At 64.1% G+C, this 15466-nt stretch carries 11 protein-coding genes and 1 pseudogene; 5 read left to right on the top strand and 7 right to left on the bottom strand.

The window, feature by feature from the left end; translation table 11 throughout:
• Nucleotides 1–183: 183 nt before the first annotated feature.
• Both HQ394_RS11265 and HQ394_RS20800 read right to left on the bottom strand, forming a co-directional pair.
• On the bottom strand, nucleotides 184–1632 hold the full coding sequence (locus HQ394_RS11265) for a cryptochrome/photolyase family protein (RefSeq protein ID WP_190263273.1): 1449 nt from the start codon (nucleotides 1630–1632) through the stop codon (nucleotides 184–186).
• A gap of 73 nt (nucleotides 1633–1705) precedes the next feature.
• Nucleotides 1706–2704 carry a response regulator gene (locus tag HQ394_RS20800; protein ID WP_190260324.1) on the bottom strand — a complete coding sequence of 333 codons (999 nt, stop codon included), beginning with the start codon at nucleotides 2702–2704 and terminating at the stop codon, nucleotides 1706–1708.
• Nucleotides 2705–2975: 271 nt separating this feature from the next.
• On the opposite strand from HQ394_RS20800, the gene HQ394_RS11275 reads away from it, so the two are divergent.
• The gene (locus tag HQ394_RS11275) at nucleotides 2976–3191 is read left to right on the top strand and encodes a hypothetical protein (RefSeq protein ID WP_190260325.1); all 216 of its coding nucleotides are present in this window, start codon (nucleotides 2976–2978) and stop codon (nucleotides 3189–3191) included.
• Nucleotides 3192–4685: 1494 nt separating this feature from the next.
• Here the strand turns inward: HQ394_RS11275 and HQ394_RS11285 are convergent.
• Nucleotides 4686–6046: pseudogene (locus HQ394_RS11285) on the bottom strand (IS1182 family transposase).
• 127 nt (nucleotides 6047–6173) lie between these two features.
• Here HQ394_RS11285 and HQ394_RS11290 point away from each other — a divergent pair.
• The gene (locus tag HQ394_RS11290; RefSeq protein WP_190260327.1) at nucleotides 6174–6539 is read left to right on the top strand and encodes a winged helix-turn-helix domain-containing protein; all 366 of its coding nucleotides are present in this window, start codon (nucleotides 6174–6176) and stop codon (nucleotides 6537–6539) included.
• Nucleotides 6540–6576: 37 nt separating this feature from the next.
• Here the strand turns inward: HQ394_RS11290 and modA are convergent, their stop codons facing one another.
• Nucleotides 6577–7380, bottom strand: coding sequence for a molybdate ABC transporter substrate-binding protein (gene modA / locus HQ394_RS11295; protein ID WP_190260328.1), 804 nt, complete (start codon nucleotides 7378–7380; stop codon nucleotides 6577–6579).
• Between the two features lie 102 nt (nucleotides 7381–7482).
• Here modA and HQ394_RS11300 point away from each other — a divergent pair, with 102 nt between their 5' ends.
• From HQ394_RS11300 to HQ394_RS20510, 3 genes are all read left to right on the top strand, one after another.
• The gene (locus HQ394_RS11300) at nucleotides 7483–8100 is read left to right on the top strand and encodes a molybdopterin-dependent oxidoreductase (RefSeq protein WP_223292090.1); all 618 of its coding nucleotides are present in this window, start codon (nucleotides 7483–7485) and stop codon (nucleotides 8098–8100) included.
• Nucleotides 8101–8640: 540 nt separating this feature from the next.
• Nucleotides 8641–8958 carry a hypothetical protein gene (locus HQ394_RS11305; protein ID WP_190260330.1) on the top strand — a complete coding sequence of 106 codons (318 nt, stop codon included), beginning with the start codon at nucleotides 8641–8643 and terminating at the stop codon, nucleotides 8956–8958.
• A gap of 1874 nt (nucleotides 8959–10832) precedes the next feature.
• Entirely contained in the window at nucleotides 10833–10967 is a 135-nt protein-coding gene (locus HQ394_RS20510; RefSeq protein WP_263053720.1) for a hypothetical protein, read from the top strand.
• 118 nt (nucleotides 10968–11085) lie between these two features.
• Here the strand turns inward: HQ394_RS20510 and HQ394_RS11315 are convergent, their stop codons facing one another.
• The 3 genes from HQ394_RS11315 to HQ394_RS11325 all read right to left on the bottom strand — a co-directional run bounded on the left by HQ394_RS11315 (nucleotide 11086) and on the right by HQ394_RS11325 (nucleotide 15088).
• Nucleotides 11086–13455: a tetratricopeptide repeat protein gene (locus tag HQ394_RS11315; protein ID WP_190260332.1), complete on the bottom strand. Its 2370-nt coding sequence runs from the start codon at nucleotides 13453–13455 to the stop codon at nucleotides 11086–11088.
• A 284-nt stretch (nucleotides 13456–13739) separates the two neighbouring features.
• The gene (locus tag HQ394_RS11320) at nucleotides 13740–13907 is read right to left on the bottom strand and encodes a hypothetical protein (RefSeq protein ID WP_190260090.1); all 168 of its coding nucleotides are present in this window, start codon (nucleotides 13905–13907) and stop codon (nucleotides 13740–13742) included.
• The gene (locus tag HQ394_RS11325) at nucleotides 13904–15088 is read right to left on the bottom strand and encodes an IS701 family transposase (protein WP_190260091.1); all 1185 of its coding nucleotides are present in this window, start codon (nucleotides 15086–15088) and stop codon (nucleotides 13904–13906) included. Before HQ394_RS11325 ends, HQ394_RS11320 begins: the two co-directional genes overlap by 4 nt.
• Between the last annotated feature and the right edge of the window lie 378 nt (nucleotides 15089–15466).

Raw genomic sequence — 15466 nt, forward strand, 5'->3', positions numbered from 1 at the left:
ACGCGACCGCAACTCCGCCTTAGAACAAATGGAAAATCCGGCAGGGGAGAGGAGCGGACGCACCACAGATAAGTGTATGAGGCAAAAAGACGTTCGCAAGGTGTTCACAGGGTCGTGACGCACGAGCGATCAAGCCCATCGTGAAGCTATTGCACAGCAAAGGACAAAGATATCACATCTGGCTCAAGAAACGATCTTCGTTTGTGCGAAAGCCTCGATGGCGCGGGTGCGGGCGATGGAGTGTTCGACCAATCGATTCGGGTAATCGATGCCTGGACGAATCCCGGCTGCTGCCAACGCCAGGGGTGGAGCCTCCCAGGGCTGGTGCAGCCAGCGATCGGGTAAGCGAGCGAGTTCGGGAAGCCAGCGGCGTACGTAAGCTCCGCCGGCATCGAAACGTTCGCCCTGGAGGATCGGATTGAAGATGCGAAAATACGGCGCGGCATCGCCGCCGCAGCCGGCTACCCACTGCCAGCCGCCGGCGTTGTTGGCCAGATCGGCGTCGACCAGATTATCCCAGAACCACGCTTCGCCCGATTGCCATGGTTGCAGCAGGTGCTTGACCAGGAAGGAAGCGGTGATCATCCGCACTCGGTTGTGCATCCAGCCGGTGGCCCGAAGCTGGCGCATGCCCGCATCGACGATGGGATAGCCGGTTTCACCGCGTTGCCAGCACCGCAACACAGCGGCGTCCTCTCGCCAGGGAAAGGCGGCGAACTTGGGCTGCAGCGGCGCATCCGGCAGTTGCGGGTTATGGTGAAGGGTATGGACGAAATACTCCCGCCAGCCGAGCTGTCGCAGGAACGCCTCGGCCGGGGTGGCGAGCGCGGGCGCAACGGCAGCACGGGTGAGGGTCGCGTGCCAAACCTGCCGAGGCGAAAGTTCGCCGAAATGGAGTCGTGGCGACAGGCAAGAGGTGGCGGCAGGCTCAGGGCGGTCGCGGCTCAGGGCGTATGTGGCGAGATCCTGATCAAGAAAGTGGACCAGTTGCTGCTGCGCTGTTGCCTCGCCGGGTTGCCAGGCCGCACGTAGCCCAGCCGCCCAATCGGGCGACGTGGGCCGGAGCGACCACGCGGCAAGGTCGTCACTGGCTGGCAGGGAGGTGGGTGGCCGCAGGTGTAGGGGAGCAGGCTGGAGTGGCGCCGGCGCGGTGGTGCTGCGGCAGGCTCGCCAGAAAGGGGTGAACACCTGGAGCGGCTGACCGCGGCGACTGCGAACACTGCCCGGTGAAAAGAGGGTCGTGGCAGCAAAATAATGGACGGTAACCCCGGCCGCGGCGAGCGAGCGCTGCAGCGCCGACTCCGCACCCAGCCAGTACGGCTCAGGATTCGTGTTCGCATAGACGGCGGCGGCATCCGTTTCAGCAATCAGGCGCGCTATGCACTCGGTGGAAGGACCTTGGCGCAGGATAAGCGGTGCGCCCAGCTGACGCAGCGTTTGCCCGAGAGCGGCCAAGCTGCCGTGCAGCCACCATCGCGCCGCACCGCCCATCCGCCATCGTCCGGGCGTCGCATCGTCCAGAACGTAGACCGGCAGCACCGGTGCCCCAGTAGCGGCCGCGGCAGCGAGGGCGGGGTTGTCAGCGATGCGCAAATCTTCGCGTAGCCAGACAATGAGGGGACGATCGGCCATAAACGCCATGTGGTGAGGGGAGGGACATGCCCGCCTCGTCCTACGTCTGCGGGCTGGCCTTGGATTGGCGCGATCACCGAAGGTGGATCGGCTTGATCCCGGTTTTTGCCGTCGTGGCCGCCGCCGTCGCGACCTGAAAGGCGCGGACCGGCTCAACTATGTTCTTCAGGCGCTGGGGACCCAGGTCCACCAAGCTGAACGAAGCATCACCGGCGAGAATGAGGCGGACCGCCTCGGAGATCAGGACGCCACCGACGGGAGCGAGGGCCTGCAGCCGCGCGGCGACGTTCACCCCATCGCCGAACAGATCGCCGCCGTCGACGGCGATAATGGCGGCATGGTGGATGGCGATACGAAAACGCATCCGCCCGTGCGGCGGCAGGGCGCGATTGCGCCCGTCCAACTGCTCCTGGATGGCGAGCGCCGCGGCGACTGCAGGTCGCGCCCCGGCCATCTCGGCAAACAGGCCATCGCCCAGCGTCTTCACCAGGCGACCGCCGTGGGCGTTCAGCGTGGGGGCGATCACTTCTTTTAAATAGCGACCGAGTAGCCGCAGCGTCCCCGCCTCGTCGGCGCGGATCATCCGGGTATAGCCTTCGACGTCGGCAAAGAGAATCGTCGCATCGCGGCGAAGCGAACGGCTCAGCGTCAGCAGCCGCATCTGCGCCGCGTCGTTCTCCGCGACACGCTGTGTCGGCGCCAACGCTCGCCGGCGCAGCACCGCCTGGACTCGCGCCGCTAGTTCGCGCCAGTTGAACGGCTTGGTGACGTAGTCATCGGCACCCACTTCGAGGCTGCGGATGCGCTCTTCCTCTTGCGCCAGGCCGGTGACGGCAATCACTCCAAGACCTTGCTTCTGCAGTAGTTCGGGCAACAGCTTGAGCGCGCGGCTTCCGGGCGCGGTGCAGTCGAGAAGGATCAGGTCGACCGCCGCCTCCGCCAACGTCTTCCACATGCCATCGGCATCGCTCGCGGCAAGGACGTCGTAGCCGACACCGGTCAGGTATTCGACCACCACCTCGCGGTCGTTTACTTCGCTATCGACGACCAGGACGGTTCTGTGGTCGCTCATTGTCCCATTCCCCGCGACGGCACCCCGGACGCGAGCCTACGTCCGCCGGCCATTTACGCAACAGTTTGGCCAAGATCGCAAGTCCGTCACGCACTATTTGCCGATCCGAGCTTGTGACGTTGATCGCCATCACAGCCGGACGTTTCCCGCATCTTGTAGAGAGGTAATCGACGTCGCGCCTCCATGGCCGGGAGCATCGGCATCCGGTACCCCGGCGATGGCGCTCGCCTTTTGCACAAACGGCCCATGACGAGGCAGAACGGAGCGTTGCATGCAAACCCCGACCTACTATGGCAATATCGGGATCCTGAGCGGCGGCAAGCGGCGCCGCGCCCGGCTGCGTCGTCGGTTCAGCGCCTGGATCAAGATAATTCCATGGCGCCGGCGTCGGCGGCGCCGGGATTGGCTCGACGGCGACGCGGTGTCGCCGGCCGAGACACTGTCGGTTGACGTCAGCGTTGCCGAGCGGCTGGGCGCATCAGCATAATCGGGCTCCGGCACTGCGGCACTGGCTCCGGTAGACTCGTCGCCGCCGCCGCTGTAGGCGCAATGGGCGCGGCATGACCACACGCGGGATCATCGCCGGGACGGCATGAAACGGAGAGACACCGATGTCGCGCGTTGCCGATTGGCTCAGAGCCGCTACCATCGCTGTTCTCGGCTTGACGCTGGTCGCGGCCACGCCGGCGGGCGGTCGGCCGGCGGCAGTAACCGGCTTCTTTGTCGGGACGCTAAACAGCAGTCAGCCCGTCTCGCTCTCTCTGCGCGCTGAGGGTGACGTGGTGAGCGGCTATTACTATTATGATCGCATCGGCGAGGATATTCCGCTGCGGGGCGCCATTGCCGCCGACGGTACGCTGCAATTGGATGAGTTCGGCAAGCCGCAGTTACGCACCGGCCACTGGTCGGTTCGCCTCGACGCCAGTGACGCGTCGCCAGCCGTGAGCGATTTGAACGGTGCGCCGGTGCGCCATTTTAGTGGCCACTGGCAGGACTTGGGTAGCAAGCGCACCTTGCCCATCGCTCTCGACGGCACATCGCCGCTCGCAGCTTCGCCGCCGGCATTCAGGCCGCTGGCAGCGGGTGAACCGCCGCACGCAGCGATCAGTGTCGGCGCGATCAGCTATCGTCAGGCGGCTGTGCGGCGGACCGGCGTGCAGTATCCACGACTGACAGCATACCAGGATGACAGGATACTTCGCAGCGTCAACAGCTCCATCGACCGGATCACCGCCGATTTCGGCTGCGAGGGTAGGCGCGGCCAAGATCAGTACTTCCAGGTGGACGCCGCGGTTACCTACGCTGCCGACGACGTCTTCAGCATTCTCGGTGAGGGCGGGTACTATTGCGGCGGCGCGCATCCGGAAGATATCTGGCCGACAGCCACCTTCGATCTCAAGAGCGGACGCCAACTCGCCTTCCCTGATCTGTTTCGTGATTATGCGCCGCCGACCGTGACCGCNATCCTCGCGGCGATCATTGCCGCGCGAACGGCGCAGCAAGCCGTTCCGGACACCGCCAGCGGCGACAACGCCGCCAGTTGCGAGGAACTGTTCGCCCTCGACAATCTGCGCGACACCGATTTCGCCTTCGCCCTCAGTCGTGACGGTCTCTATCTCATCCCCGCAAGCTGGCCGCACGTGGTCGCTGCCTGTGCCGAGCCGACCATCGTTCCCTATCCCCGACTGAAGCCTTTCGCCGCACCAGGGGGCGTGCTTGCTCGGGTTGGCGGCTGACGGCTGGGCTCAATCCCTTCCTCGACCGCAATGCGATCGACAGGGGCGAGGGTACTCGCCCACGGCGATGGCGTGCCTGTAACGATCATGCGTGAGACAGCGCAGTTTACCCGTGCTAGCAGCCTGTCGGACTTGCGTCTCGGGCGTCGCCGGACCTGCGTAGGGATCGGTGCGTCGGCGCCTCTGTCAGCGCCATTTTGGGCGGTGCGGTCGCGCTGGCGCGCCTGCGGAACTGGCCGCGCAGGCTAGACGGCGCGGCTGAGGGCGAACATCCGCTTCAGGTTCCATGCCATGGTCACAAGCCTCCACTCGCCACGGGCGGCATTGAGCCCGCGCAGCAGGAACTGCCGGAACCCCAGCACGGACTTGATGATGCCAAACACTGGCTCGGGCGTCTGCTTGCGCAGGGCGTAGAGCGCGCGGCCCTGCGGCGTGCGCAGCCGATACGCCATCGCCTGAACCGGGGTGGGGTCTTCGGGCGCCGGTGGCGCCGCAGCGAAGCGCTCTTGCAGGCTGAGATGATGCGCCTCGCGACCAAGTGCGATCAGCGGTTCGATCCCGCCGGCCACACAGGCCTGCACATTCGCCTCGCTGAAGTAGCCATTGTCCGCCAACAGCATGTCCGGCCTGCCGAGCACGTCCGGCAGAGTGCCGATCTTGTCCAGCATGGGTGTAAGCTGCTGCTTGTCGTTGGGCGCCTGCACCACGTCGGCGACCACCACCAGCAGACTGCCCGCCGCCACCGCCGCCTGCGCATTGTAGCACTGCTCAAAACCGCCGCCCGCCACCGCCATGATGCGGCTTTCCTCGTCGGTCAGATTGATCTGATCCGTGGGCAGCGGCGTCGCCACCGGCGGCTTCGGCTCACGGCCCGTGGGCTTCTTGCCGGTGGCCGCTGCCTTGGCGTCCCGTGCTGCGAGTTTCGCCTGATGGTCTGCCTGCTCCCGTTCGAAGCGTTCCTTCGCGCGGGCCTCGATCTTCGCCCGGGCCTCGGCGAGCCTGGACAACCGTTCCTCACGTCGCGCCAGTTCGTCGGGGATCGACATGCCGTCAGCGATGTCCACCTGGTCCGCCGCTTCTGCCTTGGCCATGAGATCGGCCACTTCGGCCTGCAGTTGGGCCTCCAGCTTGCCCGCATGGTCATAGGACAGCGCGCTGTGCCGGCTGGCATTGGCGTGGACCTTGGTCCCGTCGAGCCCGACCGTTCCCACTTCAGCACGCCCATCTCGCGCGCGAGCACCAGCACCTGGACGAACAGCTTCTCGATCTGCGGCAGAAAGCGTCGGCGGAACGCGGCGATGGTGTCATGGTCCGGATGATCGTTCGCCGCGATGAAGCGGAACGCCACGCTGTCATAGGTCGCCCGCTCCAGCTTGCGGCTGGAGAACACCCCGGTGGCGTAGCCGTAGATCAGAATGCCCAGCAGAAGGCTGGGGTGGTAGGACGCTTCCCCAGAGCCACGGTAGCTGCCGGTCATCGGCCGCAGATCCAGCCCCGCGATCACCTCCACCACGAACCGCGCCAAGTGCCGCTGCGGAAGCCACTCGTCCACCGACGGCGGCATCAGAAATCCGCTGTCGCGGTCGATCGGGCGGAAGTTGCTCATGCCGAAGAGGTCCGGGCCGGGGGCGTGAATCCATGCCCGGATTCTATAACCCACAGCTCCGCCTCGCGTTAAGTCCGACAGGCTGCTAGGTGGTCGGTAACAATGGCATCCGTAACGGAGGCATCGCATGGCACGGCTGCATTTGCGCATCGATTTCGGCGCTGCCGGACGGATTGGGCCGGGCAAGGTGGCACTTCTCGAGCGGGTGACCGAGGTAGGCTCGATCTCGGCAGCGGCCCGCACTTTTGATATGTCGTATCGACGTGCCTGGTTGCTGATCGACGCGATGAACCGCACCTTCGCGCAGCCGGTTGTCGCGACCGTGAAAGGTGGCCACGCTCATGGCGGGGCCACCCTCACACCTTTCGGCCTCGAACTGATAAAGCGCTACCGGCGGATGGAGGCAACCGCAGCGACGGCCATGGCCGAAGACGTACAAGCCCTGGAAGCCGCGCTTGCATCGACTGTTGCAGGCTCAACGGCCGTTGATTGATCTCCCGTAAACCAGCGGCGCTCAAACGCCGACGGCCTCAGTTGATAGTGAAGCCGTATTTGCGATAGACCGCCTTGGCCTCGTCACCAGTCAGAAAAGCAAACAAGGCACGGCTCGATGGCCCGTCGGCAGCGGTGACGATTGCCATCGGATAGGTGATCGGCGCGTGTGACGACTCAGGAAAGGTGCCGACAACGCGGACCTTCGACGTTTGCGCGGCATCGGTTGCGTAGACGATGCCAAGCGGCGCTTCGCCCCGTTCAACCAGCGCCAGTGCCGAGCGGACGCTGTCGGTGCGGGCAACGCGGGGTTCCACCTGCGCCCAAACGCCGAGCGCGGTGAGTGCTTGCTGCGCGTAGCGGCCGACGGGGACGTGATCAGGATCGCCGGTGGCAAGCCGGCCGTCACCTAGCAGCGAGGGCAACTGCACGCCGGGTTGCAGATCGACGGAGGTGATGGCGCTATCGACCGGTGCGATGAGCACCAACGCGTTACCGATCGGGCTGATGCGCGTTGAGGTGACGATCAGGTTGCGCTCGGCCAGATAGTCCATCCACGGCTCATCCGCTGACGCAAAGACGGCCGCGGGTGCACCACCTTCGATCTNGCGCGCCAGGCCCGAAGAGGCGGCGAAGGAAAAGCGCACCGCCTCTCCCGTTTTCTCCCGATAGAGCTTGCCCAGTTCTTCCATAGCGTTGGTCAGGCTGGCCGCGGCGAACACAGTCGCTTCGTCGGCGCGCACCGCGGCAGCAGCGGTCATGACGAGCAGCGCCAGGGCGGCGACGATGGCCATTGACAGGCGGCGCACGACGTCGCGGCTGCCGGCTCGGCGGATGGGCATGGCTGGAAATCCTTTCGTTTGGGAGTTTCGACATATTTCTTGAAATACGTCGGGACGATAGGCGAATGTGCAGCGGTGCACAAGTGGGGCGCCGGCTTGGCGATGCTTCGTCAGCGCGACACGATATCCACACTTTCAGCGATGACACGACGGGAGAATGGAGGAAAAATGCGGGATCTACGCGGACTTGTCCTGGCTGTGGCGCTGCTTCTGGCGGCGCTGCCATGGTCGGCGGCTGAAGCTACCAGCTGCAATGGCGGCTATTATCCCAGCGTGAAGATCGGCGGCGAGGTCACTACGGCCAAGACCTATACGCTCACCGATCTGCAGGCAATGACGACAAGTAAGCTCAATGTCGCCTTTTTCAGCGGCAGTGCCGGTATGCAGACGTATTCCTTTATAGGTGTACCGCTGCTTGATCTATTGAATGAAGCCGGGATTGTTACCAATTCAAACCAAAAGAACGATATTCTGCGTAAGTCTTTGGTTGTCACCAGCAGCGATTGCTATCAGGTGGTGGTCGCGATGGCCGAACTGCTGCCAACGTTCAGTGGCCAACAGGTGATGGTCGCCTTTGCCGACGGTGACGGCACCCTGTTGCCGTCCAATCAAGGCATGGCCCGTCTGGTCGTGCCGCAAGACAAGCAGGGCGGTCGCTATGCCTCGAACATTGTTAGTATTATGGTACGCTCGCCCGGCCCCGGACCGCAGACGAAATAACCCTACCATAGAGGATCGGCCACAGCTGATCCGGCGGGCCCGCGCCAGACGGCGGACCCGCCGCCTTGGCGAGCGCGACTGCAACGCACGCCTTCCCGCTGCCCCTGGCGATGCTGTCGCTCTTACTCGGTGCTCTCAGGACGAGAATCAACGGTCGAGCGAATTCGCCGATGGCCGTGCTCGTTACCAGATGCATCCATTCAGCTATCGAAAGCAATTGCGAGCAAATGTTTGGCTAGAGTGAAGCGCTTAAGTTGTTCTATCAAATGCGGCGTTACTAATATTGTCACTGGGAAGCGATATAGGTAGTCCCGTAGCAAAAATGCTTGTCGTAGGGCGGGGAAGACGTTAAATTCATTCAAGATTATTTTTATGTTTCCTTTTTTTGGTGTGACGATTAACTACCTAGGGACCTATCAGGGGAACAGGTCGGGCGAATACCCTTTCTTTTTATTAGAAAACTCGTATACGCCAAGGCGCGATTAGGGGGCAATTCCCTATTCATGCATTGGTTTCTTCAATTTTTGTGGGAGAACCTCAATGAAAATTCTCGACACGATAGGGTATGCGATCATCGTCGTGAGCTTCATCATCAGCTGCCCTGCCGCGCACGCCAACTCGGTAAAGAACAAGACCTACACTGTCTGGGTGTCGTCCAGTTTTGATGAAAGCCCATTCCCCCATTTCAGGACTGCTTTCAATTCACCAAAGACCAGCTTTGTATCGCCGGATGTTCAGGGGAATGTGGGCGGCTGTCGGAAGTTCCGTCGTTGGGCGTATGGGAAGCGCGCGTTTCCTGTGGCGGATTGGACCTCCGTTTCAAGGGCACATCGCTCACTGAGCCGGCGACAAGCGTGATCGCCGCAACGGGGGCAGGGGTCGCCGAAGGCACCAATTTTGCCGTCGAAGGCATTAAGGATACCTGTTCGCTGGCGGCATCCAGGAGCGCCGGGTCACGCTACAAGCGGTGAACAGGACGGGGTCTGCCCAAAATACTGTTGAGTTGTGTAGCTATGCTTCGCCTTGACCCCGCATGGCAAAGGCCGGGTGGAGGTCAGAGAAATCAGGAATGCAGCGGGGAAGGAGGGGCCCATGGCCAAACGATCGTCCAGTTCGCACGCTCTCGCCTTTATTCTGGCGCAGGCCCTCTGGGTTCTGCTTGGTGCTGCCCAGCCGGCATCCGCCCAGATCACTCCTTCCAAATGCTACCTGCCGCCGTTCTCCCCCATCGTCAGCCCCTGTGTCCCGCACGACACTCCAGCCGGGTCGACAGCCAGCGTTGCCGATCTTGCCGTCTTCGCCTGGCAGGAATTCATCGCGCTGAATTGGGTGGCGATGGATCCGGCGACGACTGGTATGCGGGGGCGGCCCAATACCAACGTCGGCTTCCTCAGCATCGCGCCCGACAGCAGTGGCAATTTCCCCCTCGTCGTCTGGCAGACCTACCGGCACAAGAACGAACTGTTCCCGGCAGACGGAAACACCGATCCTAGCTTTGATTCCACGGCGCCGACGTATAAGTACAAAAACCCAGTTAGCGCCGGTTCCATTGTGCCGCCGGTGGCCGGTCAGAGCCCGAGCTTCACTCTCTTCAATAATCTCGATGAGACAAGCGAGATTGGCCTGTGCAACATGTACGCACACGCCACATCGTACCTCCAACCGACGACCGGGATCCGTGTCGCCTACGAAGCGAAAGTCAATCGGGCGGTGTTTGACTACGCAAACCAGAACGACTTTACCAATCCCGATGGCCAATATTCGGCACTGAATATCGCCCTCGCCAACACGCAAAACAATCTTACCCAATTCGGCGGCATTTGCTCGACCACCAGCAGCCAGCCGATCGTCATGCTGCCGTGCGGTGATATCAACGTCCCCGGCGATCCGGGCGAAGGTGCGATCGAGATCAAGGCGGCGTGGCGGCAATTGACGGCTGCCGAAGCCGCCAGCGGTCGGTTCTTCACCCGGAACGTCATTTTCTACACCGGTACGCCGAGTGCTTACTCCAGCGGCCAAGGTCTCGCCTACAATAATGCGGTGTGGGGGCTGGTCGCCCTGCACATCATCCATAAAACGAAATCATTTCCGGCTTTCGTCTTTGCGACGTGGGAGCAGGTCGACAACTACGATGATAGTGCGACGCCGCCCACTAACCCCAACAGCGAAAACTTGGCGTTCCAGAACACCGGGACGCCGCTTGCCAATATTCCGTTGACGCGGGCCCATCCCATCCACTCGCAGGTCGCGTCGACGAATGCCTCGGTGCATGCCGTATTCAAGGCGGGCAATCCCAATACTGTCTGGCAGTACTATGAACTGATCGGTGTTCAGGCGACCCCGGTCAATGGTCCACCGCCTACTCCACCCGTCAATGCTCCACCTTCGGTAACAGACCCCGTCAGCTACTACTATCTCGCTAACATTATGGTCGAGTCCAATCAGACGCTGCAAAACTTCTTCGGTGGCGCTCCCAACGGCCTGCCGATCAAGCTTCAGAACGTCTTCCTCAACGGCCAAGCCTATGTGATGGGCGGTTGCCAGNNGGGCTGCCACGGCTTTCAGGCACAATATATCGGCGGTGATATGAGCCGCCTCATCGCCACCGGAGCGTCGAACGCGGCACAGCCGGAGTCGATCGGTGCGAACACAGCAACGTCGATCCGCACCTACGGGCAGCGGTCGAAGGGCGTGACGCTCCGCCAGCCGCCTCGGCACGGCTGGAGCGCCAAGTGATGATAATTACCATGATGATGGAGGATATGGCCCGCTTGGTCGTCCCCGGCGACAAGTCGGGCGGCCTCTATGTCTCCAACGCCATCCGCATCGCCGTCCGCTCCCCCGGCCCCGGACCACAGGCGAAATGATGCGGCCACGGTAACCCTGGCACAGCCGACCCGGCGGGCCCGCGCGCGCCAGCGAACCCGCCGCCTTGCCGGCTCGGTCGGGGCTGCCGTCGGCGGAGCAGCGAGCCGGCGACGCGGCTCAATCAGGAGCTTCGTGGGACGCATCGCCTTGCGCTCGCAGCCAGTCGCGAATCTGGCGTTGTTGCCCGCTGATGTCCTCATCCGCTGCGTCGAGCAGCCAAGCGAGTTGGTCGTTCCGCACCCGGGCGACCTCTTCTGCGGCATTCAGCTTCGAAAGAGTGGCGAACAGGTTCCAGGCGCTTAAGGTCGTGTCCGGATGGCGATTGCCCAGTAGCTCGCAGCGGGAAGCCAGCACCGGCTTCAGCAGCGCCCGCGCTCCGGCTAATTCGCCCTGGGCAATAAGCGTCTCCGCCAGACCGTTCATGCTCCATAGCGTGTCCGGATGCCGCTCGCCCAGCACCTCGCGCAATCCGTCCAGAGCCTCCTCCAGCAGCGCCCGCGCTCCGACCAACTCGCGCTGGACAAAAAGCGTCGCCGCTAGGTTGTTCACGCTCATCAGTGTGTCCGGGTGCTTCTCGCCCAATAGTTCGCGGCGCGAAGCCAGCACGTGCTCCTGCAGCAATCGCGCTTCAACTAGTTCGTCCTGCTGCAAAAGCGTAGTCGCGAAGTCGCTCATGCTCGTCAGGGTATCCGGATGCCGATCGCCCAGCAGCCGAACCGCAAGATCCTGCGCCCGCTCATTTGCCACGCGCGCGAGTTGGTAGAGGCCGCGGGCGTAGTAATAGTGCCCGAGCTGAAGGCCCAGAATGAGGCCCACCTTACTTTGCAGCCACGAGGCAAAATGACGCGTTTGGCGCATCGCGTCGGCCAAGGCTTGGTCGTGGGTGAGGATATCGCCGGCCGTGTTCACCAACCTGAGCAGCGGACGGGCAAGCGCGTCGGCCAACTCTTCGGCCGGCATTGGCAGCCTCCTCAACATAACGTCCGCCACCAGCGGATGGATCTCAACCGGCTCGCCTCCCTGCTCGCGGTCGCGGCGGCGGTTGAGCAGGGACGCGCGCAGCAGTCGCGAAAGGGCTGAGGCAAATTCATCCTCGTCCGTCACACAGGCCGCTAACAATGGCACCGGGATTGGTTCGTTCGGCGCGCAGACGGCGGCAACCCCGAGTAACGCGCGCGCATCCGCATCAAGGGCAGCGATGCTCATCTCGAAGGTGGCGAGGATGCCGCGCGCTTTCTCACCTAGCAGCGGTTGCAGCAAGCGGGCGAGGGCCTCGATGCGGTCGAGCCGGCCGGTCGCGCGCAGCTTGGCCAGCGCACCGGTGTAGCCGCCCGGCGCCTCGCGCAGCTGCTCACCGATCAGGGTCAGGGCGAGGGTGTGGACGCCGACATCCGCGACGAGGTCCTCTGCCGCGTCCCGCTCGTCCTCGCGGGGATAGCGGAAGCGGGCGAGCAGCCGCAGCGCGTCCTCTTCGCTCAGCACCTCCAGCCGCTCCTCGGCGAAGCCCTCGGCGGGACGGCTGTCGCGGGTGGTGATCAGAGTGCGGCCGGCCGCACCGGTTGCGCGCCAGAACGCCAGCACCGCCGCCCGCCGGTCCAGCGGCGAGAGCTCCGGTACATTGTCAAGCACCCAGAGATAGGGCTCGGCTCCGAGGCTGCGCCCCAGTTGCGCGCGCAGCTCTGGTGCCGGCAGCGGCTTGCCTTCGGCATCGGGGGTGAGCTCGGGCTCGCCGGCGAAGGTCTGTTCGAGGGCGAGTAGCCAGGCGTTGTGCGCGTCTGTCTCGCTCACCGGGCCGTCCGGTGCGAAGCCGGCGAAGTTGAGCCAATAGACGCCGCCCGGATACGTGTCGGCGAAGTCGAAAGCGTACTTTGCCGCCAGCTCCGTCTTGCCGATGCCGCCGAGCCCGTGCGTCTGCACCGCCACCGCGGTGCCGCCCGCGCCGATGTGCGCCGGGTGCAGCTTGCTATGGATGCGCATCAGCTCGGCATTGCGGCCGGTGAAGGTGGCGGTCGGGTGGGGGACGTTGCGGAGCCGCGGCGGCGGCCCGGACTGTCGCTCGCTAGCCAGCGGGCCCTCCGGTAGCAGCGCCAGCAGGCGCGCGCGCAGCGGCGCTACCCACGGCCCGATCGCGCCGTCCGCGGGTGGTACGATAAAGTTCTGGCTCGCGAGCTCGCCGGCGGTGATGTGGTCGGCGTTAGCCTCGGGGTTGAGCACCCACACCCTGCGGCCGACGTCCGAGCTCAGCCGCCGCGCGTGCTGCCAGGCGAGCTTGAACTCGGCCATGCAGTGATCCGAGGCGGCGTAGTCGGCCGACCACCAGGCGAGCAGGCCGTGGCTGGCGCCGATGCCCTGGCGGATGCGTGCCGGGAAATCCTCGAGCGGGTCGATGGCATCCTGATCGAAGAAGCAATCGATGCCGGCGGCTTGCAGCACCCGGACCACAGGCTCGACCCGCGCGTGCTGGCTGCGCCGGTAGCTGATGAACAAGTGGGGTCTCGGTGCGGCGGTTGCCGTTGCCCGGACCTGCGGCTGCCCTGCGGGTTCGTCTCCAGGCCCCTTTACCCCCGGCGCCTCTTCGCCCATCCCTTTCCCCCAAACACAACGGTCCGCGGTCAGTATAGCATCCGCGACGACAACATCAGCGGATGTACGCGAGGAAGAGCACGAAACGGTCGAAACTGGACTACTGCGGCCGTGCCGGGGACACGTCGGGCGGCCGTTACTCTCGAACATCATCCGCAGCGCCGTCGGTTATTCATCCGACCCTAGTACTACAGTTGCGTTTCTAGTCGTTTCTTGCGGTGACTGCTGGCGGCTGTCGTTTGGTGGCTGCGGCGCCATCGTGAGCAGGCCCAGACGAAGGCGGGATGGGTTTTCGCCCGGAACAGGATCCTTTCGAGCATGTGGCGGATTTCCGGCGTGGCGAGCGGGACGGTCATGCGGCCGCGGCGGCCGGACTCGTTTTGTCCCGTTTATCGAAGGCGATCCGGCGCTGGTCGGCCGACAATTTGGCGAGGAAGGCGGCGGCAGCGAGGACCAGGCTCATGTGGCGATGCCATCCGTGCCAGGAGCGCGCCTCGCAGTGATCGAGGCCGAGGTCGTCCTTCGCCCGCAGGAAGCACTCCTCGATCGTCCAGCGGAGGCCTGCGGCAGCGGCAAGCTCGGGCAGGGACGTGCCTTGCCGGGCATAGGCAAGGTAATAGGCGAGTGCTTGCGCATCACGCCGGCTGCGGCGGATGAGCAGCCAGCGCTCGAAACCGTCATCCGTCGACCATCCGAGCGGCAGCCTTGCCCAGTCGTAGAGCCTTGGACCCTTCGCCCCCTCGCCGGCGGTCAGCGACGACCACGCATCGTCCGCCAGCGTGTCCAGCATGGTGGCAGGGTCGGTCTGGACGAGGGTCCCGTCCTCGAGGAAGCGAAGGGTGTGGTTGGAGCGTACGGCAAGGACATAAGGCTGGCCGCGGCCCTCGAGCAGGTGCCGGAGTTGACTGTCCGAGCCGTAGAGCGCATCGGCGAGAACCCAGGCGCAAGGCGGGCCGGCGTCGAGCGTCCGCTCGATCATCTCCCGCGCCATCGCCGGCTTGGTCTTGAATTCGACGTCGTCCGGCACGGCGGCCGTCCGGCGGCGCGTCGCATCGTCCGCCCAGTCTTTCGGCAGGTACAGCTGCCGGTCGATGAGCGCGTGGCCCCAGCGGCTGGCGTAGGCGACGAAAACGCCGACCTGGCAGTTCTCGATCCGGCCGGCGGTGCCCGAGTACTGACGGCCGACACCCACCGAGTGCCGGCCCTTCTTCAGGAAACCGGTCTCATCGACAACGAGCACGCCGCCCGGATCACCCAGCGCGTTCGTCACGTACCCGCGCACCAGATCGCGAAGCTGGTCTGCCGACCATGAACTGCGTCCGAGCAGTGACTGGAGGCGATAGGGTGCCTCGAGGCCCGCCTGTTCGGCCAGCATCCAGCCGGTCTTGCGCGATGCCGCCGAGAACAGCCCGTCGATGAACATCCCGGCCGAACGGCGCGTCTCCGCCCGCCCCAGCGCCGGCGCGATCACCCGCCTCAACCCCTCGAGCTCCGCCTTCCAATCAACAAGCGTGCCCGCCCATTCCGCCACACCCATCCGTCGCCCTCCCACAGCCGCAGGCAACGGAACCATATTAGAGGATAAAATGCAACTGTAGTAGTAGATGAAGTAACCCCGGACGCAGCTGATCGCCGGCCCGTTGCGATGTGCAGCGGAGCGCTATCCAAGACGCTCGCCGCGTGCTGGCGTCGTGGGCTAGGCATCGGGCGCCGATCGTGCCGCGGCACAGCGACGCTGCGCGCTCAAGGATGAAATTTAAGCGAAAGATTTCGGCCAAGTTCTTGCGACGACGCATACACACCTGCGCAAATAAGAATGGATCGCAAGTGGAGAAGTGAGCAGGTTAAAGACACTGCTCCGATAGTGTCGGTAGGGTCCGCCTATGCCGCAAACGCTGTTCCCTATTGCAACCGC

Source organism: Defluviicoccus vanus, from assembly GCF_014672695.1.
Taxonomy (GTDB): domain Bacteria; phylum Pseudomonadota; class Alphaproteobacteria; order Rhodospirillales; family Defluviicoccaceae; genus Defluviicoccus; species Defluviicoccus vanus.

Coding starts and splice junctions, on each gene's coding strand:
- HQ394_RS11265 (WP_190263273.1), bottom strand. CDS start 1,632: ATGGCCGATCGTCCCCTCATTGTCTGGCTACGCGAAGATTTGCGCATC.
- HQ394_RS11305 (WP_190260330.1), top strand. CDS start 8,641: ATGAAAATTCTCGACACGATAGGGTATGCGATCATCGTCGTGAGCTTC.
- HQ394_RS11290 (WP_190260327.1), top strand. CDS start 6,174: ATGGCACGGCTGCATTTGCGCATCGATTTCGGCGCTGCCGGACGGATT.
- HQ394_RS11275 (WP_190260325.1), top strand. CDS start 2,976: ATGCAAACCCCGACCTACTATGGCAATATCGGGATCCTGAGCGGCGGC.
- HQ394_RS11320 (WP_190260090.1), bottom strand. CDS start 13,907: ATGACCGTCCCGCTCGCCACGCCGGAAATCCGCCACATGCTCGAAAGG.
- HQ394_RS11300 (WP_223292090.1), top strand. CDS start 7,483: ATGCTTCGTCAGCGCGACACGATATCCACACTTTCAGCGATGACACGA.
- HQ394_RS11325 (WP_190260091.1), bottom strand. CDS start 15,088: ATGGGTGTGGCGGAATGGGCGGGCACGCTTGTTGATTGGAAGGCGGAG.
- HQ394_RS20800 (WP_190260324.1), bottom strand. CDS start 2,704: ATGAGCGACCACAGAACCGTCCTGGTCGTCGATAGCGAAGTAAACGAC.